Below are 24,398 nucleotides of genomic sequence, written 5' to 3'. Positions count from 1 at the left end.
CTTCTCGGCCGTTGCAACGCCCGAGAAGTGCGGCAATCCCCGGTGAACCGGGGATCCCGCGTCCCGCCGACCGATACTCTCCCCCGCATGCCAGCCACCGACACGCTCACGAGAGGCGTCCGGATCGGCTACGGCTCGGGCTCCGTCGCCACCGGCGCCTTCGGCACGGTCCCGGGCCTGATGCTCCTGCCGTACCTCACCGACAGCCTCGGCATCGCCGCGATCCTCGCCGGGTTCATCGTGTTCCTCCCCAAGGCGTGGGACGTGATCCTCAACCCGATCGCGGGCCGCATCTCCGACCGCACCGTCGACCCGCGCGGGCCCCGCCGGCCGTGGCTGCTGCGCGGCGGTGCCGGGCTGGCGGTCGGGTTCGTGCTGCTCTTCGCAGCGCCCGACATGGCCACCGGCCTCGAGGCGGCCTGGGTGCTGGTCGCGTTCCTGGCGTGCGCGACGGCGTACGCCTTCTTCCAGGTGCCGTACGTCGCGATGCCCGCCGAGATGACGTCGTCGTACGACGAGCGCACCCGCCTGATGACCTGGCGGGTGGCGATCCTGGCGTTCACGATCATGTTGGCCGGCGCGACCGCGCCGGCGATCCGCGACGCAGTGGGCGGCCGTGACGGCTACCGCGTGATGGGCCTGGTGATGGCGGCGATCATCGTCATCGGCGTCGTCAGCTCGTACGTCGGCACCCGCAACGCGCCGGTCACGTCGCCGCAGCCGGGCGCCGGCAGCCTGCGCGACCAGCTGCGCATCGTCGCCGGTGCGCACGACTTCCGGGCGCTGCTGACCTGCTTCGTCATCCAGGCGCTCGCGACCGGCTGCATGCTCGCCGGGGTCGACTACCTGGCCTCCGACGTGCTCGGCAAGGACGGCGCCGCGACCATCCTCTTCGTCTGCTTCGTCGGGCCCGCTCTGCTGCTCACGCCCGTGTGGTCGGCAATCGGCACCCGGGTCGGCAAGAAGAGCGGGTACGTCGCCAGCTCCGTCATCCTGGCGTGCGGCGGGCTGCTCGCGGTGACGGCGCAGTCGGCCCCGGTCGCCGTGGTCTACCTCGCCGTGGTGCTGGTCGGGGTCGGGTACGCCGGCTGCCAGGTCTTCCCGATGGCGATGCTGCCGGACGCCGCGGCGGTCGACGTACGGCGTACCGGCTCCAACCGCGCCGGCGTCTACACCGGCGTCTGGACCGCCGGCGAGACCCTCGGCCTCGCGCTCGGACCGGGCGTCTTCGCGCTGGTGCTCGCGATCGGCGGCTACCGCTCGTCGACCGACGGCGACGTCGCCCAGCCCGACTCGGCCCTGACCGCGATCACCCTCGGCTTCTCGATCCTCCCGGCCGTCCTGATCATCCTCAGCCTGTGGTGGCTGCGGAGGTACTCGCTCGGCTCCGCCGAGGTGGATGAGAAGGTCGCAGCATGAGTGACGCCCTCGCCCGCCTGCGTGAGATGCAGACCGCCGACCTGCCCGTCCACGGCGGCCGGACGCTCGCCTACGTCTACGACTCCGGCCTGCCCGACGTCGACCGGATCGGCCGCGAGGCGGTCGCGGCGTACGCCGGCTCCAACGGCCTGGACCCGACGGCGTTCCCGAGCCTGCTGCAGATGGAGAACGACCTGGTCGGCTTCACCGCCGACCTGCTCGACGCGCCCCCCGAGGCGGTCGGCACGGTCACCTCCGGCGGCACCGAGTCCTGCCTGCTGGCCGTGCAGGGCGCGCGCGACAGCCGCCCCGACGTCGACCGGCCGCGGATGGTCGTGCCGTCGACCGTGCACGCGGCGTTCCTCAAGGCCGCCCACTACTTCGGGGTCGAGGCCGTCGTCGTGCCGGTCGGCCCCGACTTCCGCGCCGACCCGGCCGCGATGGTGGCGGCGATCGACGAGGCGCCCGAGCGCACCGTGCTCGTCGTGGTCTCGGCGCCGTCGTACGCCCACGGGGTCATCGACCCGGTCCCACCGGTCGCCGCCGCCGCCGCCGAGCGCGGCATCCGCTGCCACGTCGACGGCTGCATCGGCGGCTGGGTGCTGCCGTACGCCGCCCGGATCGGTCGCGACGTGGCGCCGTGGACCTTCGCGGTCGAGGGCGTCACCTCGATCTCGGTCGACACCCACAAGTACGCCTACGCACCCAAGGGCTCCTCGGTGCTGCTGCACCGCTCGTCGGCGCACCGGCGCCCGCAGTACTTCGCGCACGCCGACTGGCCGGGCTACACCATGCTCAACTCGACCATCCAGTCGACCAAGTCGGGTGGTCCGCTCGCGGGCGCGTGGGCCGTGGTGCAGTCCCTGGGCGACGCGGGCTACGAGCAGCTGACCCGCGACGTCTTCGAGGCGGTCGACCGGATCGCCGCCGGCATCGAGGCGATCCCCGAGCTGAGCCTGCTCGCGGTCCCCGACTCCACCCTCGTCACCCTCGTCACCGACGGCTCGTGCGACGCCTTCACGATCTGCGACGAGATGGCGACGAGGGACTGGTACGTCCAGCCACAGATGTCGTACGCCGGGTCCGTGCCCAACATTCACCTCTCGGTGAGTGCCGCGACGCTCGCACACGTCGACGAGCTCCTGACGGCGCTGACCGAGTCGGTCGCCGCCGCGGTCGCCGCCGGTCCGGTGTCGGTCGACCCCGACGTCGCTGCGTTCATCGAGACGCTGGACCCCGCCGCACTCTCCGACGCCGACTTCGACGGGCTGCTCACGGCGTCCGGCCTCGTGGGCGGCGGTGACGGCGACGCCGGCCTCGCGCTGCCCAGCCGGATGGCCGAGGTCAACGCGATGCTCGACGTCGCCAGCCCGGCGATGCGTGAGGCGTTGCTCGTGGCGTTCCTGGACCGGCTGGCCCGCCCGCACCGCTAGCGGCGCTCGGCCTCCGCGGCGAACCTCTCCACCGACGCCAGGTCGTAGGCGCCGGCATCGCTCCCCAGCCCGCCTGCCACCTGGGCGGCGGCCGCGCACCCGAGCTCGGCCGCGCCGCGACGGTCGCGTCCGAGCGACAGCCCTCGGAGGAAGCCGGCCGAGAAGGCGTCACCACACCCGGTCGTGTCGACGACGTCGACGACGTACGCCGGCACCTCGATCACCTCGTCGGCCGTCACCACCAGCGCGCCACGAGCTCCCTGCGTGACGGCCACGCAGCCGACCCCGGCTGCCACCAGCGCCTGCGCACCCGCGACGAGCGACGCGGCGCCGGTGAACCCCAGCACCTGCTCGTCGTTGGGCAGCAGGTAGTCCGTGTGGGGCAGCGCGTCCGCGATCCAGCCGAGCAGGTCGGGGTCACCCGGCGCGAGGAGGTCGAGGGACGTCACCGCTCCGATCGAGCGCCCGTGGGCGAGCAGCTCGCCGGCGGCCTCGCCGCCCAGGAACTCCGGCCCGCCGAGGTGGAGGTGGGTGATCCCCGTCAGCGCGGCGAGCGGCAGGTCGTCGAGGGTGAAGGCGCCGTTGGCGCCGATGCAGTGCCAGGCGGGCCGATCGCCGTCAGGGCGGACCGGGATCACCGAGGCGGACGTCTGGTCCCCGTCCTTGCGCACCAGCCCGGACACGTCGACGCCCTCCACCCCGAGCAGACCGACCAGCACGTCGCCGATCGGGTCCGTGCCGACGGCGCCGAAGGCGAGCACCTCGGCCCCGAGCCGGCTCAGCACCACCGCCGTACCTCCCGCGGTGCCGGCCGGCGACATCCGGATCGTCTCGACGAGCTGGCCCTCGGAGCCGGGCGGGATCGACTCGATGCCGATGACGTGGGTGTCGAGGACGTGCACCCCGACGGTGGCGATCTTCATGGCTTCTCCTGCTGGGTTCCGTAGCTGCGGCGGACCGCTTGGGCGACCACGTCGGACTGCTCCTCGGCGGTGAGGACGCGGGGGGTCCCGAGCGCGGAGGAGCGGTGGTGCAGGGCCGCCAGCCACTCGAGCAGCAGCGCGTGCTCGATCGCCTGGTCCAACGACGCACCGAGGGCGACGGAGCCGTGGTTGGACATCAGCGCGGCCTGCCGGTCGACCAGTGCGTCCCGCACGTGCGCGGCGAGCTCCGGCGTGCCGAAGGTCGCGTACGGCGCGACGCGCACCGGGCCGCCCAGCAGCATCTGCTGGTAGTGCAGGACCGGCAGCTCGTCGAGCACGCAGGCCACGGCGGTGGAGTACGGCGCGTGCGTGTGCACGACGGCCGCTGCCGAGGTGTCGGCGTAGATGCCGAGGTGGAGGTCGATCTCCGAGGTCGGCGTACCCGTGCCCGGGAGCACCCGGCCGCTGGAGCCGACGCGCACGACGTCGTCGGGCGTGCAGTCGGCGAACGCGACACCGCTCCTCGTCACGACCAGGTCGTCGGTGCCGGGCAGGCGCACGCTCACGTTGCCTGCGCTCCCGATCACCAGGCCCTGGGCGGCGAGCCGTCGGCAGCCGGCGGCGACGGCGGCGTACGCCGGGGCGTGGTCGGTCACGGACGGATGCCGATCAGGCCCTCGGTCGTGGCGTAGCGCTCCAGGTAGGCGGTCACCAGGGTGATGCCCTCCTCGATCAGGACCGGGTCGCCCTCGAGGTCGGACTCGTAGGCGAGCTGGAAGACCCGGTCGCCGACCTCGACGGCCAGCAGGGTCTTCGCCAGAGTGAGGTGGGCGCTGGCGAGACCGGCGTCGACGGCGTACGCCTGCAGCATCTCGGCGACACGCTCGTTGTGCGTGCGCCCGAACTGCCGCACGGCCGCGTTGTTGCGCCCGCGCAGGTAGATCTCGACGAAGGCTCGGCGCCGCCGGTAGACGCTCACGAACGCCAGCATGGTGGTGCGCACGATGCCGGCCACCGAGAGCACCTCGAGCTGCGCGAGGTCGGCGATCACCTGGGCGTCCATCTCCTCCATGTCGCGCTGGGCGAGCGCGAGGAGCACGTCCTCCTTGCCGGCGAAGTACTGGTAGAGCGAGCCGACCGGTGCGCCCGCGCCTTCGGCGATGTCGCGCGTCGTGAGCGCGTCCACGCCCCGCTCCACGACCAGGCGCGCGGCCGCGTCGAGGAGGTCCTCGAAGCGGCGCCTGCTGCGGTCCTGCCGGGGGACGCGTCGCTGCGGGGCTGCGGTCGTTGCGGGGGCCATGGGCCGAGCCTAATCAAAACCTGACACGCATTCAGGTTTTCGCCCGACCTCGGTACCCTCACGCCATGAGCGCGCTCGCGGGACTCGTCAACCAAGGACTGATGGCCCCGGACTGGGCGGAGGCGCTGTCCCCGGTCGACGAGCAGATCGCGACGATGGGGCAGTTCCTGCGCGAGGAGGTCGCCGCCGGTCGGGGCTACCTGCCGGCCGGCGACCTCGTCTTCCGGGCGTTCCGGCGGCCGCTCGCCGACGTACGGGTGCTCGTGGTCGGACAGGACCCCTACCCGACGCCGGGGCACCCGATCGGGCTGTCGTTCGCGGTGGAGGCGGACGTCCGTCCGCTGCCGCCGAGCCTCGCGAACATCTACCAGGAGCTGCGCTCCGACCTCGGCATCGAGACTCCCCCGCACGGCGACCTCACGTCGTGGGCCGACCAGGGTGTGATGCTGCTCAACCGGGTCCTGACCGTGCAGCCGCGCACCTCGGGCGCGCACCACGGCAGGGGCTGGGAGGTGGTCACGCAGTGCGCGATCGAGGCGCTGGCTCGCCGCGGTGGGCCGTGCGTCGCGATCCTGTGGGGCAGCCCGGCCCGCAAGCTGCGGCCGCTGCTCGGCCCGATCCCGTGCGTCGAGTCCGTGCACCCCTCGCCGCTGTCGTCCTACCGGGGCTTCTTCGGCTCGCGGCCGTTCAGCCAGGTCAACGCCCTCCTCGCGGAGCAGGGCGCCGAACCGGTGGACTGGCGCCTGCCGGCGGCATATAGTTGATGCTTCAATCATTGGAGTGACCATGACCGACGCCCCCGACCTGCGCATGCCCGCCCTCTACATCGGCCACGGCGCACCGCCGCTGCTCGACGACCCGGTGTGGTCCGGACAGCTGGCCGCCTGGGCCCGCGACCTGCCCCGACCGAAGGCGATCCTGATCGTCAGCGCGCACTGGGAGTCGGCCCCGGTCAGCCTGACCGCGAACGGCGCGCCACTGGTCTACGACTTCGGCGGGTTCGACGCGAAGTACTACCGGATGACGTACGCGACGCCCGACGCCACCGCGCTGGCGCAGCGGATCGCGGCGATGATGCCCTCCTCCGAGCCGGTCCACCAGCACGCCAGCCGCGGCCTGGACCACGGGGCCTGGGTGCCGCTGCGGATCATGTACCCCGACGCCGACATCCCGGTCCTGCAGATGTCGCTGCCGACCCACGACCCGGTGCGGCTGATGGCGCTCGGGGAGCGGCTGCGCCCGCTGCGCGACGAGGGCGTGCTGATCATCGGCTCCGGCTTCCTCACCCACGGCCTGCCGTTCCTCACGGAGTTCCGGATCGAGGCCGACGCTCCGGGCTGGTCGAGCGACTTCGACGCGTGGGCCGGCGAGGCCCTCGCCCGCGGCGATGTCGACGAGCTCGCCCGCTACCGCACCCACGCTCCCGGCATGCCGTACGCCCACCCGACCGTCGAGCACTACACGCCGCTCTTCGTCACCCTCGGCGCCGCGACCACCCCCGACGAGCCCGGCCAGCAGGTGATCGACGGCTTCTGGATGGGTCTGTCGAAGCGTTCGTTGCAGGTCACCTGACCGGCCGGGGATACCCGGTTAACCGGGTATCCCCGAACTTCTATGGCCCTGCAATGCCCCAGAACCTCATGAAGTGCCCGAGGAGTTCAGCCCTGGGTGATCTGGTCGAGCTCGACCAGGTCCTCGGCAGTCGGCACCCAGCGCAACGCGGCGGCGTTCGTCCGCACCTGCTCACCTGAGGTCGCGCCGGAGATGACCGAGGCCACCGCGGGCTGGGCGGCCAGTCCCGCGATCGCCACGTCCAGTACGGCGAGCCCGCGCGCCTCGGCGTAGCGCTCCACCGCCTCGATCCGGTCCCAGTCGGCCGCCTCCAGCCACTGCGAGCGCGCCGGGTCGAGGGCGGCCCGCGAGCCCTCGGGAGCACCCGCGCCGCGGCGGTACTTGCCCGTGAGCAGGCCGTACTCCAGCGGGAAGAACGGCAGGATGCCGAGCCCGAAGCTCTGGCTCGCCGGGGTCACCTCGGCCTCGACGGTGCGGTCGAGCAGGGAGTAGCGGTTCTGCACGGACACGAAGGCCTCGAGCCCGACGGTGCGGGCCGTCCAGGCGGCGTCCGCGATCTGCCAGCCGTCGAAGTTCGAGCAGCCGACGTAGCGGACCTTGCCCTCGCGGACCAGGTCGGTCAGCGCCGACAGGGTCTCCTCGATCGGCGTCACGCCGTCAGGCTGGTGCAGCTGGTAGAGGTCGATGTGGTCGGTCCGCAGCCGCCGCAGGGACGCCTCGACGGCACGGCGCACGTAGCGTCGCGACGCCCGCGCACCGAAGTCGTTGCCGTTCGCGCCCTGCATGTCCATGCCGAACTTCGTCGCCAGCACGAACTCGTCGCGCTGGCCGGCGAGCGCCTCCCCCAGCAGCTCCTCGGACCCGCCGGGCGGCGACCCGTAGATGTCGGCGGTGTCGAGCAGCGTCACCCCGGTGTCGCGGGCAGCCCTCAGGATGTCGCGTACGCCGTCCAGGTCGACCCGGCGGCTGAACGCGTTGCAGCCGATCCCGACCGCGCTCACCATCAGGCCCGAGTCGCCCAGCGGGCGGTAGGTCATCTCCGTCACGAGGTCGACCCTACGACCGGCGGATCGTCAGCGGATGCCGGTCCTGCGCATCATCTTCAGGCCGCCGAGCATGCTCTTGACGTACTCGTCGTAGTCCTGCCCCGGCCGCGCGCCCATGACCTGCTTCTTGAGCACCGCGAGCTGCTGCACGTCGGTGTACTTGAGCAGGCCCTGATCGCCGTGGCGCGCGCCGACGCCGGACTGCTTGACGCCTCCCGACGGCGTCCCCTTGGAGGCGAACGCCGTCGCGAGGACGTCGTTGACGTTGACGTTGCCCGACTGCAGGCGCTTGCCGACCTGACAGGCGTTCGCGACGTCACCGCCCCACACGGAGGCGTTGAGGCCGTACTCGGTGTCGTTGGCGAGCGCCACGGCCTCGTCGACGGTGCGGTAGCGGTGCAGCGCGATCACCGGACCGAAGGTCTCGGTGACACCGGCCAGCATGTCCTTGGTGACGCCCTCGAGGATGGTCGGCTCGAAGAAGGCGGGCCCGAGGTCGGGCCGCGGCCGGCCACCGGTCAGCACCCTCGCCCCCTTGGCGACGGCGTCGTCGACGTGCGACTTCACCCGCTCCATGTGCTCGGACGAGACCAGCGAGCCCATGTCCGGACCGAAGTCGTACGCCGCGCCGATGCGCAGCGCCTCGGTCGCGGCGACGAACGCGTCGCGGAACTCGTCGTAGCGCGACTCGGGCAGGTAGAGCCGCTCGATGTGCATGCAGATCTGGCCCGTGTTGCCGAAGGCGCCGAAGATCGCGCCCTGGACGACGTCGTCGAGGTCGGCGTCGTCCAGCACGATCATCGGGTTCTTGCCACCCAGCTCGAGGCAGCAGCCGATCAGGTTGCGACCGGCCCGCTCGCCGATCACCCGGCCGGTCGCCGTCGAGCCGGTGAACATCACGTAGTTCGCGTTGTCGATGAGGGTCGGCCCGATGTCCGGCCCCTCGCCGCAGACGACCTGGAAGAGGCCCTGCGGGAGTCCGGCCTCCTCGAGCAGCGCAACGCCGTACAGCGGCGACAGCGCCGTCTTGTTGTCGGGCTTGAGCACGATCGCGTTGCCGGCCATCAGCGCCGAGATCGAGTCGGAGATCCCGGTGGCGAACGGGAAGTTCCACGGCGCGATGATCCCGACGACGCCCTTAGGCTGGCGGATCTCGGTCGACGTCGTGAGGAAGGGCACCGGACCACCGCGCTTGACCGGCGCGAGTAGCTTGGGTGCCCGCTTGAGGTAGTGGCTCATCACCATCGGCGGGTCGCAGGTCTCCTCGATCGCCATCCGCCGGTTCTTGCCGCTCTCGGCCTGGATCAGGTCGGTGGTCACCTGGGCACGGTCCAGGAAGAGCGTGTGCGCTCGCTTGAACACCTCGAGGCGCTGCTTGAGGGGCCGCCTCGCCCAGTCCACCTGCGCGGCCCGGGCGGTCGCAAAGGCCCGCTCGATGTCGGCCGGGGTCGACTGCGGGAGCTCGACGAGGAGCTCGCCGGTGTAGACCTCGGTCAGCTTCCAGCTCCCGCCGTCGCTCGACGGGACGCGAGCCACCAGTGCCGCGAGGAAGTCGTCGGTCAGGGTGGCCGGTCGCTGCAGGGTCATGCCCAAAAATGTAACCCGTTCTAGTTTGCTCGTACAGGCGCCGGTCACGAGAGGATGGAGCCGTGAAGATCCTGTCCATCCAGTCCTCGGTCGCCTACGGCCACGTCGGCAACTCCGCCGCGGTCTTCCCGCTCCAGCGGCTCGGTCACGAGGTCTGGCCGGTGCTCACGGTGCACTTCTCCAACCACACCGGGTACGGCGCCTGGCGCGGCCCGCTGCTCGCCCCCGAGGACGTGCGCGAGGTGATCGCCGGGATCGACGACCGTGGCGTGCTCGGCGAGGCCGACGCCGTGCTGTCCGGCTACCAGGGCGACCCCGCGGTCGGCGGCATCATCCTCGAGGCCGTCGCCCGGGTGAAGGAGCTCAACCCGGACGCCGTCTACTGCTGCGACCCGGTGATGGGCGACGTCGGGCGCGGCATGTTCGTGCGGCCCGGCATCCCGGAGTTCATGCGCGACACCGTGGTGCCGCAGGCCGACATCGTCACGCCCAACCACTTCGAGCTCGACTTCCTGGCCGGCCGCACGACGACCACGCTCGACGAGATCCTCGACGCCGTGGACGACGTACGCGCGCGCGGGCCACGCGACGTGCTGGTCACCAGCGTGCTGCACGGCGACGTCCCCGACGGGCGGCTCGACGTGCTCGCCGTCTCCGACGAGGGCGCGTGGGCCGTCGAGACGCCGCTGCTCCCGATCGCGCCCAACGGGTGTGGCGACGTGACGGCGGCGCTCTACCTCGCCCACCTGCGCACGACGGGCTCGGCGGCCGAGGCACTGGCCCGCACCACGTCGTCGGTCTACGCGGTCCTCGAGGCCACCATCGCGGCCGGCACCCGCGAGATCCAGCTCGTCGCCGCCCAGGACGCCATCGCCGCACCGCCGATGGGCTTCGAGGTCCGACGGCTGCGCTGACTCGGGACCTTCGCCCCCCGACGCGCCACCGCGGCTGACCTACCGTGGAGGCATGCCCACCCGTCGATCGGCCGCCGTCGTCCTCCTGCTGGCCCTGGCGGGCGCCGGGCTCGTCGGCTGCGGCAGCGACGAGCCCGCGAGCTCCTCGGGCACGACGGGCCACAGCTCCGCCGACGTGGCCTTCGCGAGCGACATGATCGCGCACCACGAGCAGGCGCTGCTCATGGTGGACATGACCGAGGGCCGCGACCTCAGCCCCGAGCTCGCCGAGCTGACCCAGGACATCAAGGCCGCGCAGGCGCCCGAGATCGAGGAGATGACCGGCTGGCTCGAGAAGTGGGGCGAGAAGGTGCCGGACGACGGGCACCCGATGGGCGGCATGGCCAGCGGCTCGACGGACAGCGACATGATGGGAGACGACGACCTCGCCGAGCTCGACGGCGCCGCTCCCGACCGCTTCGAGGCGATGTGGCTGCGGATGATGATCGCGCACCACGAGGGCGCCGTCGAGATGGCGAAGACCGAGATCGAGGGCGGCCAGTACGGCGCCGCCGTCGCCCTCGCTCGCTCGATCGTGACCTCCCAGACCGCGGAGATCGCGCACATGCGGTCGATGCTCGCCGGGTCCTAGGCGGCCGACCTCCAGGTCTCGACCCGGCCGTCGCCCCACACCACGAGCCCGGCGTGGTCGGGTCGGGCCCGCAGCCAGGCCACGGCCCGCCCGCCCTGGGCGAAGGCCACCGTCGCGTCGATGTCGACCTGGGCGAGCTCCGCGCCGACGACCGTCACCGACACGGGACCGCCGACGGGCGGCCGCCCGGTGCGGGCGTCGACGATGTGGTCGCCCCGGTGGACCCTCCCCGACGTCGCCACCGCCCCGCGGCTGACCGGCAGCCGGGCGATCACGCCCCGGGGGTCCAGGGGATCCTCGATGCCGATCCGCCACGGCGCACCGTCCGGCTCCGCGGTCCAGCACACCAGGTCGCCGCCCCCGGACAGGCAGGAATCGGTGTCGTCCAGGTCGCGCAGTCGTGCAGCGGCCCGCTGGACCGCCCATCCCTTCACGACCCCGTCGAGGTCGAGGGAGCCGACCGGTCCGCGACCGGTGCGGCGTACGTCGAACGCACCGTCGGACTCGCGCCGCGCCGCCTCGGCCAGCGCCAGCACCTCGGCGGCCTCCGGCGGCGGGTCGAGGAGTTCGCCGGCGTTGTGCCGGGAGATCCAGGAGTCGGTCCGATAGGTGCTGAACGCGCGGTCGACCGTGCGCAGGTCGGCGACGACCGCCGCCCACGCCGCGTTGCCGGCAGCCGAGCCCGCGTGGCGTCCGCGCAGCGCGATGCTCACGGGCAGGCCCATGATCTGCTCGACCGCCCGCCAGGTCGGCTCGCTCACGTCGACGCCTGGTCGATCGCGCTCTGCAGCGACTGCTGGTAGCCGACGCTGGTGACGGTCGCGCCGCTGACCATGTCGATGTCCGAGCTCTGCGCGTCGATCGTCTCCTGCACCAGGATCGGCAGGGCGTAGGAGTTGATCTCCTGGTCCTTGCCGTTGCCGTTGGGGTACTGCACGACCGACACGTCCGAGATCGTGTCTCCGTCGAGTGTCAGCTCGACCTGGACCGGTCCCCACCGGGTCTGGGCGACGTCACCGGTGACCGTGCTCGACTGCGAGGCTCCGGTCGAGCCGCTGCCGGAGGAGTCCGAGCCGGAGGACGCATTGCCGGACGAGTCACTGCCCGACGAGTCACTGCCCGACGAGTCACTGCCGGACGGTGCCGTGGTGGCACCGCCGCTGATGACCGAGGTCTGCGAGGTGGTGGCCATGGGACCGGCCGTGGAGGTGTCGTACCCGAAGAGGAGCACGATCACCGACACGGTGCCGGCGAAGGCGAGGACGATCTTCTTCACGAGGTCACCATCCGAAGGTCTCGAGGTGGAGTCGCTCGGGCGGGAGCCCGGCGAGCTGGAGGTCGGCGCGGACCAGGTCGGCCCACGCCGCAGGGCCGCAGAGGTAGACGTCGCGCTCGGCGATGTCGGGGATCCAGGTGCGCAGGGCGTCCAGGTCGGAGGCGGGGCCGGTGGTCGTGCCTCCGGTCCAGGACCCGGGCGCACGGCGGCGACCGGGCAGGGCCAGCACCCTCAGACCGCGGTCGCGCGCGAGCTGGGCGATCTCCGCGGCGAAGAGCGGCTGGTCGCGGTAGCGGTGCACGAGCACCGCCTCGCCGGGTGCGTAGTCGAGCCCGGCCGCGAGCGCCCGGATCGGCGCCATGCCGACGCCGGCGCCGACCAGGGCGACCTTGCGCCGCGATCGGGCCCGGGCCGAGAGTCGGCCGTACGGGCCCTCGACGAAGACCCGGCCGCCGGGCCGCAGGGTCGCGAGCGCGGCGCTGCCGTCTCCCACGGCCTGCGCGGTGATCCGCAGCCGACGGCCGTCCGGCGCCGCCGACAGGGAGTAGGGGTTGGCGCGCGTCCACCCGGGACGGCCCAGGAAGCGCCACAGGAAGAACTGCCCGGCCTCGGCCGGGAACCGGTCCAGGCGCCGTCCCGTCAGGTAGACCGAGACGACACCCGGCCCCTCGGGGACCACGGCTTCGACGCGCAGGTCGTGGCGCAGGTTGCGGGCCACCGGCAGCCCCACGCGCCAGACCAGCACCGCGACCACGACCGACCCCCAGGCCGCCCACCAGAAGACCGTGCGGGCGGTGGACGACATGAACTGCGCCCCGGTCCACAGCTGGTGCGGCAGCGCGAGCCCGACCCCGACGTACGCGTAGAGGTGGAGCAGGTGCCAGGACTCGTAGCGCAGTCGCCGACGGGCGGCACGGGCGCTCGTCACCGCGACGAGCACCAGGCAGAGCGTGCCGACGAGCGCGAGCAGTATGCCGGGGTAGTCGACCGTCAGGTCCCAGAACGTGCGCGGGACCTGACCGAGGTCGCCGGCGGCGTAGCCCCAGGTGATCAGTCCGACGTGGGCGAGCATGAGGTTGAACGAGGTGAAGCCGACCAGCCGGTGCAGGTGGGCCAGGCGGTCCTGGCCGAAGGCGTGCTCGAGGACCGGGATGCGGGCCATCAGGGCGACCTGCGCGAGCAGCAGCACGGAGGCGACGAGACCGGTCTGCCGACCGACCGAGGTCAGCCCCGTCTCCCAGCCGCCCAGGTCCTGGATGCCGCCGTCGGCCACCCACCAGTACGTCACCAGGAGCAGCCCGGCCCACAGCAGGAGCGCGGACGCGGTGCGTACGGCGGCGTCCGCCCGCGCCGGCGAGCGGACGGTCGTCGCCGGGGGTGGGATCGGGTGCGCGGTCAGCGCGGTCGTGTCGGTCACGGTGCCTCCTGGTTCGAAGGCAACTGTCCGCCGCGTCGCTGGGCGGTCTCGATGGACGACCTGTGCGGATCCTGTGAGCGCTGGGCCGGCCACGGACTGGGCGGATCGGGCGGAGCCGCGTAGGAGACTCGAACTCCTGACCGTCCGCTTACAAGGCGGGAGCTCTACCAGCTGAGCTAACGCGGCGAGCCGTCGGCGAGCCCACGGCGAGGCCACATGTTACGGGTCGGGCCAGCGTCAGCTCATGCCACCGTCGTGCGCGATCACGGCACCGGTGATCATCCGGGCCGACGGCGAGGCGAGCCACACGACGGTGTCGCCGATCTCGGAGGGCTTGATGGCGCCGCCCGGCAGCATCATCATCAGCCGGTCGGCGACCCGGGTGTTGAGGTCGTCGGTGAGCTTGTGGAAGACCTGCTCGACGATCGGGGTGTCGACGGTGCCGGGGCAGATCACGTTGACCCGGATGCCCTCGGGCGAGAGCTCCAGCGCCAGCGCCCGGCTGAACTGGGTCAGTCCGCCCTTCGCGGCGGCGTACGCCGTGGCGTAGGGCTGCGGCGCGTTGCCGGCGACGGAGGAGACGTTGACGATCGTGCCCTTGGCGGCGCGGATGTGCGGGAGCGCGGCCTGGACCATGAAGAACGGGCCCTTGAGGTCCACCGAGTGCACCCGGTCCCACTCGTCCTCGGTCACCGTCTCGATCCGGCCGAACTGCACGATCCCCGCGATGTTGGCCAGCACGTCGATCCGGCCCGACGCGGCGCAGGTCTCGATGGCCGAGTCGACCGCCGCCTTGCTGGCGACGTTGCACTCGACGTACGTCACGCCGTCGGGGACCGTCGGGTTGATGTCGAGGCCGTAGACGGTGTCGCCCAGGTCGCGGAACAGCTCGGCGGTGGCGTAGCCGATCCCGGAGGCAGCTCCGGTGATGACGACGACGCGGGGAGAGGTGGGCTCAGTCACAGCGCGGACGCTACCGCACATCTAGAACACGTTCTAGATGTCGCCGCCGGCGCGACGACCCGGGCGCGCCGGGTGCACGTGAACTTGAAGGATGCTTGAGGTTCGGCGACCCTGGTCCCATGACGCACGTGACGATCGGCCACCTCGCGGAGCGGGCCGGCGTGGCGACGTCGGCGATCCGCTTCTACGAGTCCAAGGGCCTGATCGCCTCGGTGCGCACGGCGGGCAACCAGCGCCGCTACGAGCAGTCGACGCTGCGTCGCGTCGCGTTCATCCGTACGGCGCAGCGCGTCGGGCTCAGCCTCGAGGAGATCGGTGAGGCGCTGGAGACCCTGCCCCACGGTCGGGCGCCGACGAAGTCCGACTGGCACCGCCTCAGCAAGGCCTGGCGACCGCGGCTCGACGAGCAGATCGAGCGGATCGAGCGGCTGCGCGACCGGCTCGACGGCTGCATCGGCTGCGGCTGCCTGAGCCTGAGGACCTGCGCCCTCACCAACCCCGACGACACCGCCGCCGAGGGAGGACCCGGCCCGGTCTTCCTGGAGCCCCACCGACGAAGGACGACATGAGCCACCTCCGCGAGCCGCACCACGACGGCTCCCCGACGTACGTCGACGTCGAGGCCCCCGCGCCCGGCTCGATCGTGACCGTGCGGCTGCGCACCGACATCACCGACCCGGTCGAGCAGGTGTGGGTGCGCACGACGTACGACGCCGAGCCGACGTACCACCCCTGCACCGTGGCCTCCAGCGACGAGCACGTGGTCTGGTGGCAGGCCTCGCTGCCGGTGCACAACCCGGTCACCAACTACCGGTTCCTGCTCGACGGCGGCGGCAGCCAGCGCTGGGTGAGTGCTGTCGGGACGGTCGAGCACGACCCGCCCGACGCCTTCGACTTCCGGGTCAGCTCCTACAAGCCGCCGCCGGACTGGGCCCGTGACGCCGTGGTCTACCAGATCTTCCCGGACCGGTTCGCCCGCTCGGGTGCGGCCGCCGACCGGCCGATGCCCGACTGGGCGGTGCCGGCGGAGTGGGACGACGTCGTGGTCTTCGAGGGTGCCGACCCCCGGACCCCGCTCCAGTTCTTCGGCGGCGACCTCGACGGCGCCACCGAGCACCTCGACCACCTCGCCGACATCGGGGTCAGCGTCGTCTACACGACCCCCGTCTTCCCGGGCGAGAGCAACCACCGCTACAACGCCTCGACCTTCGAGACCGTCGACGCGCTGCTCGGCGGTGACGAGGCCTACGTGCGGCTCGCGACCGCGGTGCACGAGCGCGGCTGGCGGATCCTCGGCGACCTGACGACCAACCACACCGGTGACACGCACGAGTGGTTCGTCGCCGCGCGTGACGTCGAGGGCGCGCCCGCCAGGTCGTTCTACTACTTCCTGCCGACCGGGCACTACGAGTGCTGGATGGGCCACGGCACCCTGCCCAAGCTCAACCACGCCGACCCCGCGCTGCGAGCCGCGATGGTCGACGGGCCGGACTCGGTCGTCGCGCGCTGGCTGCGGCCGCCCTTCAACCTGGACGGCTGGCGGGTCGACGTGGCCAACATGACCGGCCGGCTCGGCGCGATCGACGTCAACCACGAGGTGGCTCGGCTGGTACGACGTACCGCGGAGGCCGAGCGTCCCGACGCGTTCGTGATCGGCGAGCACAACCATGACGCCTCCTCCGACGTCGACGGCGACGGCTGGCACGGCACCATGAACTACTCCGGCTTCTCCTGGCCGATCTGGTCGTGGCTGCGCGACCCCGAGTCGCCCGCGCGGGCCTTCGGCCGGCCGGTCCCCGCGCCGCGGCGTGCCGGGGAGGCCGTCGTGCGCAGCCTGCGCGAGTGGCAGGGCCGCTACGGCTGGCGCGCCTCCACCTGCTCGTGGAACATCCTGAGCTCCCACGACAGCGCCCGGATCCGCACCGTGACCGGCTCGGGCGAGACGCACCGGGTCGCCGTGGGGCTGCAGTTCACGATGCCCGGGGTCCCGATGCTCTTCGCCGGTGACGAGATCGGCCTCGAGGGCGTCAACGGCGAGGACTCCCGGCGCCCCTTCCCGTGGGCCGACCCCGACAGCTGGGACGACGACACCCTGGCGACGTACGCCGCTCTCGCCCGGCTGCGCACCGAGGAGGAGGCGCTGCGTCGCGGTGGGCTGCGCTGGGCGTACGTCGACGACGACACCCTGGTCTACCTGCGCGAGCACCCGGCGGGCTCCGTCCTGGTCGCCGCGCGTCGTACGGCGGGCCCGGCGATCGACCTCGACGCCGGGCCGCTGGGCTTCGGTGACGGGTCGCTGCTGCTCAGCACCGGCTCCGCCGCCGACCTGGTCGAGGTCGACGGCGTCGTGACCCTGCCTGCCACCGATGGGCCGGTGCTCGGCGTCTGGCGGCTGTGAGGTTTCACCGCCTACCCGGTGAAACTGCGGGTTCCTGGACGAAGTTCCGCACCACAACCCCGAGTTCCGTCCAGGAACCCCGCGCCCGGCTGAGCGACTAGCCTGAGCCGCATGGCGCTCCGCATCGTGGCGAACCGGCCGGACCCGGCCCTGCTCGGGCTCCCGTGGTCGACGCCGCTCGAGGAGTGGACCGAGCACGTCGTCCCGCTCCCCCGCGGCCTGTCGCGGCACGTGGTGCGGATCATCCGGCTGGGCGGCAACACGTACGCCGTGAAGGAGACCCAGGAGCCGATCGCGTTCCGCGAGTACCGGCTGCTGCGCGACCTGCAGCGGATCGGCCTGCCGGCCGTGGTGGCCCAGGGCGTGGTGACCGGCCGGGTCGACGAGCACGGCGAGGAGCTGCCGGCGGCGCTGCTGACCCAGCACCTGCAGTTCTCGCTGCCCTACCGCAGCCTCTTCTCCCACGGCCTGACCGCCGACAACCTGCCGTCACTCGTCGACGCGATGGTGGTGCTGCTGGTGCGGCTGCACCTCGCGGACTTCTACTGGGGCGACGTGTCGCTCTCCAACGTGCTCTTCCGGCGCAGCGCGGGCGGCTTCGCGGCGTACCTCGTCGACGCCGAGACCGGCGAGCTCAAGTCCACGCTGTCGGACCGGTTGCGCGAGCACGACATCACAGTCGCCAGCGAGAACGTCTTCGCCGAGCTGCTCGACCTCCAGGCCAGCGAGTCGCTCGACCACGAGGTGCAGGCGCTCGACATCGTCGAGATGCTCCGCGACAGGTACGACGCGCTCTGGGCCGAGCTGACCGCCGCCGAGGAGTTCGCGACCCACGAGATGTGGCGCATCGAGCAGCGCGTCGAGCGGCTCAACAACCTGGGCTTCGACGTCGACGAGCTCGACATCGTCACCGACTGGGACGGCGAGAAGATCCGGATCCAGCCGAAGGTCGTCGAGCTCGGTCACCACCAGCGCGAGCTGCAGGCGCTGACCGGGCTGCACGTCGAGGACGCCCAGGCCCGGCGGATGCTCAACGACATCGCGTCGTTCACCGCCCACTTCGACCTCGGACGCGAGGACCGGTCCCTGGTCGCGGCCAAGTGGCTCAACCAGACCTACGACCCGATCGTCGCGATGATCCCGGCCGAGGCACGCGGCAAGCTCGAGCCGGCCGAGGTCTTCCACGAGATCCTGGTCCACCGGTGGTACCTCTCCGAGCGCGCCGGCCACGCCGTCGACCTCCTCGAGACGGCACGCGACTACATGGAGACGGTGCTGGCCCAGAAGCCGGACGAGGTCATGACCGCCGACCAGGCCCCGGACGCCCTCTAGCGACGCGCGGAGGCCGGGCGTACGCCGACGCCGGGGTGCCGTCCGCCGGCGACCAGCCGGAGCCGGGGCACCGACTCGCCGTGCGGCTGCGGCACGGCCGGCGGTCCCACGTGACCGACCTGGCGACGCGGCAGCCGCGCCTCGAACGTCGTCCCGGCCCCGGGGCTCGACTCCACCTGCAGGGTGCCGCCGTGCATCTCGACCACGGCACGGGCGATCGACAGGCCCAGACCGCTGCCGGCGATCTCCTCCCGCTTCGCCAGCGAGGACCGGAAGAACCGCGTGAAGAGCAGACCCTGCTCCTCGTGCGGGATCCCGATCCCGGTGTCGGTCACGACGATCACGGCCTCGTCCGCGGTGGCGGAGAGACCGACCCCGACCAGGCCGCCGTGCGGCGTGAACTTGATGGCGTTGTCGACCAGGTTGACCACGACCCGCTCGAGCATCTCGCCGTCGCCCAGGTAGGCGACCGGCTCGCTCGGCAGCTCGAGCAGCACGTCGAGGCCGCGCGTCCTCGACTCGGTGGCGGCCACGTCGTACCCCGCCTGGACGACGGCACGCAGGTCCATGGTCTCGTCGACGACCTCGCTCCCGTCCTCCTGGATCTGGGACAGCGTCAGCAGCTTGTCGATCAGGGTGAGCAGTCGACCGCTGTTGGCGGTGACGCGCTCGAGCGCCTGGACCTGGCGGGCGCTGACGACGCCGTACGCTCCGTCCTCGAAGAGCTCGAGGTAGCCGACGATGCTGGTGATCGGCGTACGCAGCTCGTGGCTGACCGTCGAGATCAGGTCGTCCTTGATCTGGTCGACCTGGTGCAGCCGGTCGACCGCGCGTCGCTCGACCTCCAGCGCCTCGACCAGGCACTCCTGCGCCCGCACCCGCTCGGTGACGTCGTCGGAGGTGATCACGTAGCCGCTGACCTCGCCGCGTCCGTCCGTGCGCTTCACGACGCTGGTGGAGTGGGTCCGTGGCTGCCCGTCCCTGCGGCGGTAGACGAGGTCACGGCCCGGGCCGTAGCGGGGAAGCTCGAGGAAGTGCTGCATCACCGAGCCGAAGTCGTCCTCGACGCCGAGGTCCGCGGCCTGGGCGGTGATCTCGGCGGGGTCGAAGAACATCCGCACCGACCCGCCGAGGACCTCGCCGGGCTCATATCCCAGCAGTCGTTGGGCTCCGGGGCTGAAGAAGGTGATCCGGCCCTCGGGATCGGTGCCGATGATCGCGACCGCCAGGGCGCTCTCCATGACCTGGCGCAGGTTGTCGTCCGCGGCCGCCGCGTCGCGCGCGCTGTCGACCCGCTGACCGACGTTCAGCAGGAGAGGTACGACGGCGAGCACGCAGGCGACCACGAAGAGCTCCGCGAAGAGAGTGGGCTCGTAGCCGCGCAACCCGAGGTCACCGCCACTGCTGGCGAACCGTCCGAACCCGAGCATCGTCATCGTGATGGCCACTGCCGACACGGCCGCCACCTGCCAGAGGGCCTGGCGGGGCGCCACCCGCATGGCACCCCAGACGAGGACCGGGATCACCAGGAACACCAGGGCCGGCACGCTGCTCGACGCGAAGACGAGCCCGGTCACCAGCGCCGTGGTGCCCCACAGCGCCACGACCTCGATCGACGGAGCGACGGTCGGGCGTTCCTGCATCCGCAGGAAGAAGGGGAGGACGACGAGCTGGGCGGCGAGGTGGGCCAGGGCGGTCGCCAGCCCGACGAGAGCAGGAGAGTTCCAGCCGGTCACGGCGGACGTGGTCGAGGCGACCAGCCCGGCGACCCCGGCTCCGGCCATCGTCGAGAGCAGGAAGCGGGTGAAGTCGCGATCGGTCACCAGGCTCGTCCGATCGCCCCTCGGACCGCAGGCCAGCCGCCAGACCACCCAGGAGCCGGCGACCGCGCCGGTGGCCAGCCCGAGGGCGACGTCCGACGGCCGCCCACCGGCCCACATCGTCGCGACCGCGAGCGCGACGGCGCTCGCCACGACCAGCGGACGGGCCCCGGCCGAGGCCACACAGAGCACACCGGTCAGCAGTCCGACCGGCCAGAGGTCGCCCGCGACGTCTGGTCCGGAGCCCTCCACCGCGCAGAAGCCGATGACGGCGACGGCGCCCAGCAGGAGGATGACCCGGACGGTCGACGCGGGGGTACGGGTGTGCGGCATGGAGATCTCTCGGTAGGTCGTACCTTCCGTCGAGACATCCCAGCTGCGGCTGGTCCCGGTGGCGACGCCGAAGCGCGTGCCTGTCTCTTACCCGTTCTGACGGTGCCCGAACCCGGTGGTCTGGTCAGGGACGGCGGCGGTCAGCCCGCCGGCGCCGCCTCCGGGAAGGTCAGCGCCTCGTAGATGCCCACCTCGAAGACCCCGTTGGGCTGGACGGTCACCCACTGGATGCCTGCCGGCCGACCGTCGCGGTAGGTCACCAGGCTGACGTCGGCGTCGCGTCGCGGCTTGCTGCCGATCGCGATGGCGTACGCCGCCCCGCCCGTCGTACCCGTCGTGTAGCTGTAGCCCACCTGGCCGTCCGGCCCGTCCACCCGGTCCGGGCCGGACCGCACGTGCACGTGGCCGCCCAGCACGAGGTCGACGCAGCCGCGGGCCAGTGCGGTGCGGCCCAGGTTGGTGTCGTGGACCAGGATCGTGGTGACCCGGGTGTCGCTGTCGCAGGCGGCGTCGGCGATGCGCTGCTCCACCTCGGCGAAGCTCAGCCCGGTCTCGTCGCGCCACGAGCCGAGCCCGCTCGAGCGGGGGTCGTCGACACCGAGCAGCGTGGTGCCGCCCGGACCCTCGATGACCTCACCGTCGAGCATCTTCCACCCGTGGTCACCCAGGTAGTCGTGCACGAAGCTGCCCTGGTCGTGGTTGCCCGCGACCCCCCACCGGTCGAAGCCGTCGAACGCCTCGGACACCGAGTCGAGGGAGAACGCCTCCCAGCTCTTGCCCGACGAGGTGTCGTCCCCGCCGTCGTACACCGCGTGCGCCCCGGCCGCGTCGGCGATCGCCCGTGCGACGGGGTCCATTCCGATGTTGTCGTGCCGGTCGGAGACGAAGGCGACGACGGTGTCGCCCTCCTCGGGCTGGCGCAGGTCGAGGGTCGCCGCCTCCGTGGCCACGCTCGCGTAGAAGACCTTGCTCTTGTCGTAGGTGTCGACGGCACTCTCGATCAGCCGCCGGGTCTGGGCGGTCGTCACGTCGCCGCGCACCTCGACGTCCTCGAGCCCGCCGGGCAGCGGCACCTGCGGACCGAGGAAGTCCTGCAGCGACACCCAGTCCTCGTCGTCGGCGATGCGCTCGGCGTCGGTCGTCCAGGGCTGCCACAGGCTGATGCCGAGCACCACCACGACACTCAGCGCGATGACCAGCTGCGGCGGTCCGAGCCGGGAGGCGATCTCGCGCCGGCGGGCTCGCCCGACCAGCAGCCACACGGCGATCGGCACGAGCCCGACCACCGCCCCGCGCAGGGCGGCGTCGCCGAGCATGTCGGCGACAGCGTCGGTCACCTTGGCGATCTGACCGTCGGGCTGCCCGGCGATGTAGCCGTAGCGCCGGACCAGCTCGTCGGTGGAGGCCGCGTCGGTCTTGTCGAGCCGGATGTTCACGCCGATCCGACCGGTGCCCTTGATGCGTACGTCGGGCAGCACCGGACCGGTCTGCAGGACCGCCGACCCCGTCATGGTCGGCCGCACGACCGCGTCGTGGCTGGCCAGCTCGACGGCCCGGCTGCTCGAGAAGAAGAGCACGGCCGTGACCGCGAGCGAGCACGCCAACCAGGCCCCGGCGTACGCCAGGGCCGTGACTGCGCGTCGCGCCACGACCGGCACCGTCAGCGGCGGGCCTCGGAGATGGCGTAGAGGACCACCGACGCCGCGACTCCCGCGTTGAGGGACTCGAGCTGGTTGGCCATCGGGATCGAGACCAGCTGGTCGCAGGTCTCGGCGACCAGGCGGCCGAGGCCGCCACCCTCCGAGCCGACGACGACCACGAGCGGGCCGTCGGCCAGGTCGAGCTCGGGCAGGCTGACGTCCCCGTCTGCCGCGAGGCCGATCACCATGCAGCCCGCGTCCTGGTAGGCCTTGAGCTGGCGCACCAGGTTGACGGTCTGGGCGACCGGGATGCGGGCGGCCGCACCGGCGCTGGTCTTCCACGCCGACGCGGTCATGCCGGCCGCGCGCCGCTCGGGGATGACCACGCCGTGGGCGCCGAAGCCGGCCGCGCTGCGGACGATCGCGCCGAGGTTGCGGGGGTCGGTGACCGAGTCGAGCACCACGATCAGGGGCGGCTCGCCGTTGGCGGCGGCCGCGTCGAGGAGGTCGTCGGCGTGGGCGTACTCGTACGACGGGATCCGCGCGGCGAGGCCTTGGTGCACCGCACCGGAGGTCATCCGGTCGAGCTCGTTGCGGGTCACCTCGAGCAGGCTGATGCCCCGGTCCGCGGCCAGCGCGAACGCCTCGCGCACCCGACCGTCGCGCTCGACGCCCTCCGCGACGTACACGCCGTTGACCGGCACGCCCTCGCGCAGCGCCTCGACGACGGAGTTGCGACCGGCGATCCACTCGGCGTCGGTGCTGCCGGTGCGCCGCTTCTTCGGCCGCGCGGCGGCGGACTTGTCGACCTTGTTCGCGGCCTTGTACGCCTTGTGGTACTCGCGGTCCTTGGCCTTCGGCGTCGGGCCGCGGCCCTCCAGCCCGCGCTTGACGCGGCCGCCGGAGCCGGCGGTCGGGTTGCCCTTGCCGGTCTTCTTGATAGCGCCCTTGCGCTGACTGTTCCCTGCCATTACTTCGTGCCTGCTTCCAGTGACCACGTCGGGCCGTCGGGGGTGTCCGTGATCGCGATGCCGGCGGCCTTGATCTGGTCGCGGATCATGTCGGCGGCGGCGAAGTCCTTGTTCGCGCGCGCCTGTGCGCGTTGGTCGAGGAGCCCGCGGACGAGCACGTCCACGGCGTCGGTGAGCTGCTGGTCGTCGCTGGCGGTCGGCCCCCACGCGGGGTCGGCCGGGTTGAGGCCGAGCACGTCGAGCATCGCGACGACCTGGACCCGTGCGGCCCGGGCCGCCGTGTCGTCGCCCGCCGCCAGCACGCGGTTGCCCTCGCGCACGGTGTCGTGGATGACGGCGACGGCCGCGGGGGTCCCGAGGTCGTCGTTCATCGCGTCGACGAAGGCGGCGGGCAGGTCGACGTCGACGGCGCCCGGGGTGTTGGCGCGCTCGAGGAAGTTCTCGATCCGGCGGAAGCCGACCGCGGCCTCCTGGAGCGCCTCGAAGCTGAACTCGACGTGGCTGCGGTAGTGCGCCGCCACCATGTAGAACCTGAGCTCGATCCCGCGGACCTGCTGCAGCACCGACGGGATCGACAGCGTGTTGCCGAGCGACTTGCTCATCTTCTCGCCGGCGGTGGTGATCCAGGCGTTGTGCATCCAGTACGACGCGAACGGGTGGCCGGCCGCGCGCGACTGGGCCTGCTCGTTCTCGTGGTGGGGGAAGCGCAGGTCGACGCCGCCGCCGTGGATGTCGAACGCCGCACCGAGGTACTTCTCCGCCATCGCGGAGCACTCGATGTGCCAGCCGGGACGGCCGCGGCCCCACGGGCTCGGCCAGGACGCGGTCTGCGGCTCGGAGTCCTTGCGGCCCTTCCACAGCGCGAAGTCTCGCGGGTCCCGCTTGCCGCGGGGGTCGGCGTCCTCGGCCGCCTCCATGTCGTCGATCCGCTGGTGGGTCAGCTCGCCGTACGACGGCCAGGACCGCACGTCGAAGTAGACGTCGCCCGAGCCGTCGGCGGCGGCGTACGCGTGACCTCGCTCGATCAGGGTGGCGATCAGCTCGACCATCTCCGGGACGTGCCCGGTGGCGCTGGGCTCGTACGTCGGCGGCGCGACGTTGAGCGCGGCGTACGCCTTGTCGAGCTCGCGGTGCATCTCGTAGGCGAGGTTGTACCAGGGCCGGCCCTGGTCGGCGGCCTTGGTGAGGATCTTGTCGTCGATGTCGGTGACGTTGCGGATGAACGTCACGGCGTAGCCCAGGTGGGCCAGCCAGCGCTGCAGCACGTCGAAGTTGACGCCCGATCGCACGTGGCCGACGTGCGGCTCCGACTGCACCGTGAGGCCGCACAGGTAGATGCCGGCCTTCCCCTCCTCGAGGGGGACGAAGTCACGGACTTCGCGCGTCGCGGTGTCGTAGAGCCTGAAGGTCACCGGCCCAGTCT

General features: G+C 72.1%; 22 protein-coding genes and 1 tRNA gene. 9 read left to right on the top strand and 14 right to left on the bottom strand.

What is annotated here, in order from left to right; genetic code table 11:
- Nucleotides 1-87: 87 nt before the first annotated feature.
- On the top strand, nt 88-1,419 hold the full coding sequence (locus N542_RS0115505; RefSeq protein WP_028644710.1) for an MFS transporter: 1,332 nt from the start codon (nt 88-90) through the stop codon (nt 1,417-1,419).
- The gene (locus N542_RS0115500) at nt 1,416-2,852 is read left to right on the top strand and encodes a pyridoxal phosphate-dependent decarboxylase family protein (protein WP_028644709.1); all 1,437 of its coding nucleotides are present in this window, start codon (nt 1,416-1,418) and stop codon (nt 2,850-2,852) included. The genes N542_RS0115505 and N542_RS0115500 overlap by 4 nt, the downstream gene beginning before the upstream one ends.
- On the opposite strand, the gene N542_RS0115495 is transcribed toward N542_RS0115500, so the two are convergent.
- From N542_RS0115495 to N542_RS0115485, 3 genes are read right to left on the bottom strand one after another with little or no spacing between them, the layout of a single operon-like run.
- On the bottom strand, nt 2,849-3,775 hold the full coding sequence (locus tag N542_RS0115495; protein WP_028644708.1) for a carbohydrate kinase family protein: 927 nt from the start codon (nt 3,773-3,775) through the stop codon (nt 2,849-2,851). The two genes, N542_RS0115500 and N542_RS0115495, sit on opposite strands and share 4 nt — an antisense overlap.
- On the bottom strand, nt 3,772-4,431 hold the full coding sequence (locus N542_RS0115490) for a class II aldolase/adducin family protein (protein ID WP_028644707.1): 660 nt from the start codon (nt 4,429-4,431) through the stop codon (nt 3,772-3,774). The genes N542_RS0115495 and N542_RS0115490 overlap by 4 nt, the downstream gene beginning before the upstream one ends.
- Complete coding sequence (locus N542_RS0115485) at nt 4,428-5,075, bottom strand: TetR/AcrR family transcriptional regulator (protein WP_028644706.1); 648 nt, start codon at nt 5,073-5,075, stop codon at nt 4,428-4,430. Before N542_RS0115485 ends, N542_RS0115490 begins: the two co-directional genes overlap by 4 nt.
- 65 nt (nt 5,076-5,140) lie before the next feature.
- On the opposite strand from N542_RS0115485, the gene N542_RS0115480 reads away from it, so the two are divergent.
- Together N542_RS0115480 and N542_RS0115475 are read left to right on the top strand one after the other, a co-directional pair.
- Nucleotides 5,141-5,839: a uracil-DNA glycosylase gene (locus tag N542_RS0115480; protein WP_028644705.1), complete on the top strand. Its 699-nt coding sequence runs from the start codon at nt 5,141-5,143 to the stop codon at nt 5,837-5,839.
- Nucleotides 5,840-5,861: 22 nt separating this feature from the next.
- On the top strand, nt 5,862-6,647 hold the full coding sequence (locus N542_RS0115475; protein ID WP_197025986.1) for a dioxygenase family protein: 786 nt from the start codon (nt 5,862-5,864) through the stop codon (nt 6,645-6,647).
- Between the two features lie 86 nt (nt 6,648-6,733).
- On the opposite strand, the gene N542_RS0115470 is transcribed toward N542_RS0115475, so the two are convergent.
- Together N542_RS0115470 and N542_RS0115465 are read right to left on the bottom strand one after the other, a co-directional pair.
- Nucleotides 6,734-7,684 (bottom strand): aldo/keto reductase, encoded by a 951-nt coding sequence (locus tag N542_RS0115470; RefSeq protein WP_036508348.1) that lies wholly within the window; start codon nt 7,682-7,684, stop codon nt 6,734-6,736.
- Between the two features lie 36 nt (nt 7,685-7,720).
- Nucleotides 7,721-9,280 carry a succinic semialdehyde dehydrogenase gene (locus tag N542_RS0115465; RefSeq protein ID WP_028644702.1) on the bottom strand — a complete coding sequence of 520 codons (1,560 nt, stop codon included), beginning with the start codon at nt 9,278-9,280 and terminating at the stop codon, nt 7,721-7,723.
- 62 nt (nt 9,281-9,342) lie between these two features.
- On the opposite strand from N542_RS0115465, the gene pdxY reads away from it, so the two are divergent.
- Nucleotides 9,343-10,194: a pyridoxal kinase PdxY gene (pdxY, locus tag N542_RS0115460; RefSeq protein WP_028644701.1), complete on the top strand. Its 852-nt coding sequence runs from the start codon at nt 9,343-9,345 to the stop codon at nt 10,192-10,194.
- Between the two features lie 52 nt (nt 10,195-10,246).
- On the top strand, nt 10,247-10,825 hold the full coding sequence (locus tag N542_RS0115455) for a DUF305 domain-containing protein (protein WP_028644700.1): 579 nt from the start codon (nt 10,247-10,249) through the stop codon (nt 10,823-10,825).
- Here the strand turns inward: N542_RS0115455 and N542_RS0115450 are convergent.
- The 5 genes from N542_RS0115450 to N542_RS0115430 all read right to left on the bottom strand — a co-directional run bounded on the left by N542_RS0115450 (nt 10,822) and on the right by N542_RS0115430 (nt 14,481).
- Nucleotides 10,822-11,586 carry an FAD:protein FMN transferase gene (locus tag N542_RS0115450; RefSeq protein ID WP_028644699.1) on the bottom strand — a complete coding sequence of 255 codons (765 nt, stop codon included), beginning with the start codon at nt 11,584-11,586 and terminating at the stop codon, nt 10,822-10,824. The two genes, N542_RS0115455 and N542_RS0115450, sit on opposite strands and share 4 nt — an antisense overlap.
- Nucleotides 11,583-12,101 carry an FMN-binding protein gene (locus N542_RS0115445; RefSeq protein WP_028644698.1) on the bottom strand — a complete coding sequence of 173 codons (519 nt, stop codon included), beginning with the start codon at nt 12,099-12,101 and terminating at the stop codon, nt 11,583-11,585. Before N542_RS0115445 ends, N542_RS0115450 begins: the two co-directional genes overlap by 4 nt.
- Before the next feature lie 4 nt (nt 12,102-12,105).
- The gene (locus N542_RS0115440; RefSeq protein WP_231482694.1) at nt 12,106-13,518 is read right to left on the bottom strand and encodes a ferredoxin reductase family protein; all 1,413 of its coding nucleotides are present in this window, start codon (nt 13,516-13,518) and stop codon (nt 12,106-12,108) included.
- Nucleotides 13,519-13,631: 113 nt separating this feature from the next.
- A tRNA-Thr gene (locus tag N542_RS0115435) sits at nt 13,632-13,704 on the bottom strand.
- Between the two features lie 51 nt (nt 13,705-13,755).
- The gene (locus N542_RS0115430; protein ID WP_028644696.1) at nt 13,756-14,481 is read right to left on the bottom strand and encodes an SDR family NAD(P)-dependent oxidoreductase; all 726 of its coding nucleotides are present in this window, start codon (nt 14,479-14,481) and stop codon (nt 13,756-13,758) included.
- A gap of 119 nt (nt 14,482-14,600) precedes the next feature.
- On the opposite strand from N542_RS0115430, the gene soxR reads away from it, so the two are divergent.
- The 3 genes from soxR (at nt 14,601) to N542_RS0115415 (ending at nt 18,211) form a co-directional block, all read left to right on the top strand.
- Complete coding sequence (gene soxR, locus N542_RS0115425) at nt 14,601-15,050, top strand: redox-sensitive transcriptional activator SoxR (RefSeq protein ID WP_028644695.1); 450 nt, start codon at nt 14,601-14,603, stop codon at nt 15,048-15,050.
- Nucleotides 15,047-16,879: a glycoside hydrolase family 13 protein gene (locus tag N542_RS0115420; RefSeq protein WP_028644694.1), complete on the top strand. Its 1,833-nt coding sequence runs from the start codon at nt 15,047-15,049 to the stop codon at nt 16,877-16,879. Before soxR ends, N542_RS0115420 begins: the two co-directional genes overlap by 4 nt.
- A gap of 111 nt (nt 16,880-16,990) precedes the next feature.
- Entirely contained in the window at nt 16,991-18,211 is a 1,221-nt protein-coding gene (locus tag N542_RS0115415) for a DUF4032 domain-containing protein (RefSeq protein ID WP_028644693.1), read from the top strand.
- Here the strand turns inward: N542_RS0115415 and N542_RS0115410 are convergent.
- The 4 genes from N542_RS0115410 to cysS form a co-directional block, all read right to left on the bottom strand.
- A complete protein-coding gene (locus N542_RS0115410) occupies nt 18,208-20,364 on the bottom strand; it encodes an ATP-binding protein (RefSeq protein ID WP_028644692.1) in 2,157 nt (718 codons plus the stop codon). The two genes, N542_RS0115415 and N542_RS0115410, sit on opposite strands and share 4 nt — an antisense overlap.
- Before the next feature lie 140 nt (nt 20,365-20,504).
- Nucleotides 20,505-22,013: a metallophosphoesterase gene (locus N542_RS25095; protein WP_155993129.1), complete on the bottom strand. Its 1,509-nt coding sequence runs from the start codon at nt 22,011-22,013 to the stop codon at nt 20,505-20,507.
- 11 nt (nt 22,014-22,024) lie between these two features.
- A complete protein-coding gene (gene rlmB / locus N542_RS0115400; protein ID WP_028644691.1) occupies nt 22,025-22,975 on the bottom strand; it encodes a 23S rRNA (guanosine(2251)-2'-O)-methyltransferase RlmB in 951 nt (316 codons plus the stop codon).
- Nucleotides 22,975-24,387 carry a cysteine--tRNA ligase gene (cysS, locus tag N542_RS0115395; protein ID WP_028644690.1) on the bottom strand — a complete coding sequence of 471 codons (1,413 nt, stop codon included), beginning with the start codon at nt 24,385-24,387 and terminating at the stop codon, nt 22,975-22,977. Before cysS ends, rlmB begins: the two co-directional genes overlap by 1 nt.
- Nucleotides 24,388-24,398: the final 11 nt, after the last annotated feature.

It is taken from the genome of Nocardioides sp. URHA0020 (assembly GCF_000620705.1).
Taxonomy (GTDB): Bacteria; Actinomycetota; Actinomycetes; order Propionibacteriales; family Nocardioidaceae; genus Nocardioides.
This window is presented reverse-complemented; position numbering and strand designations above follow the sequence as displayed.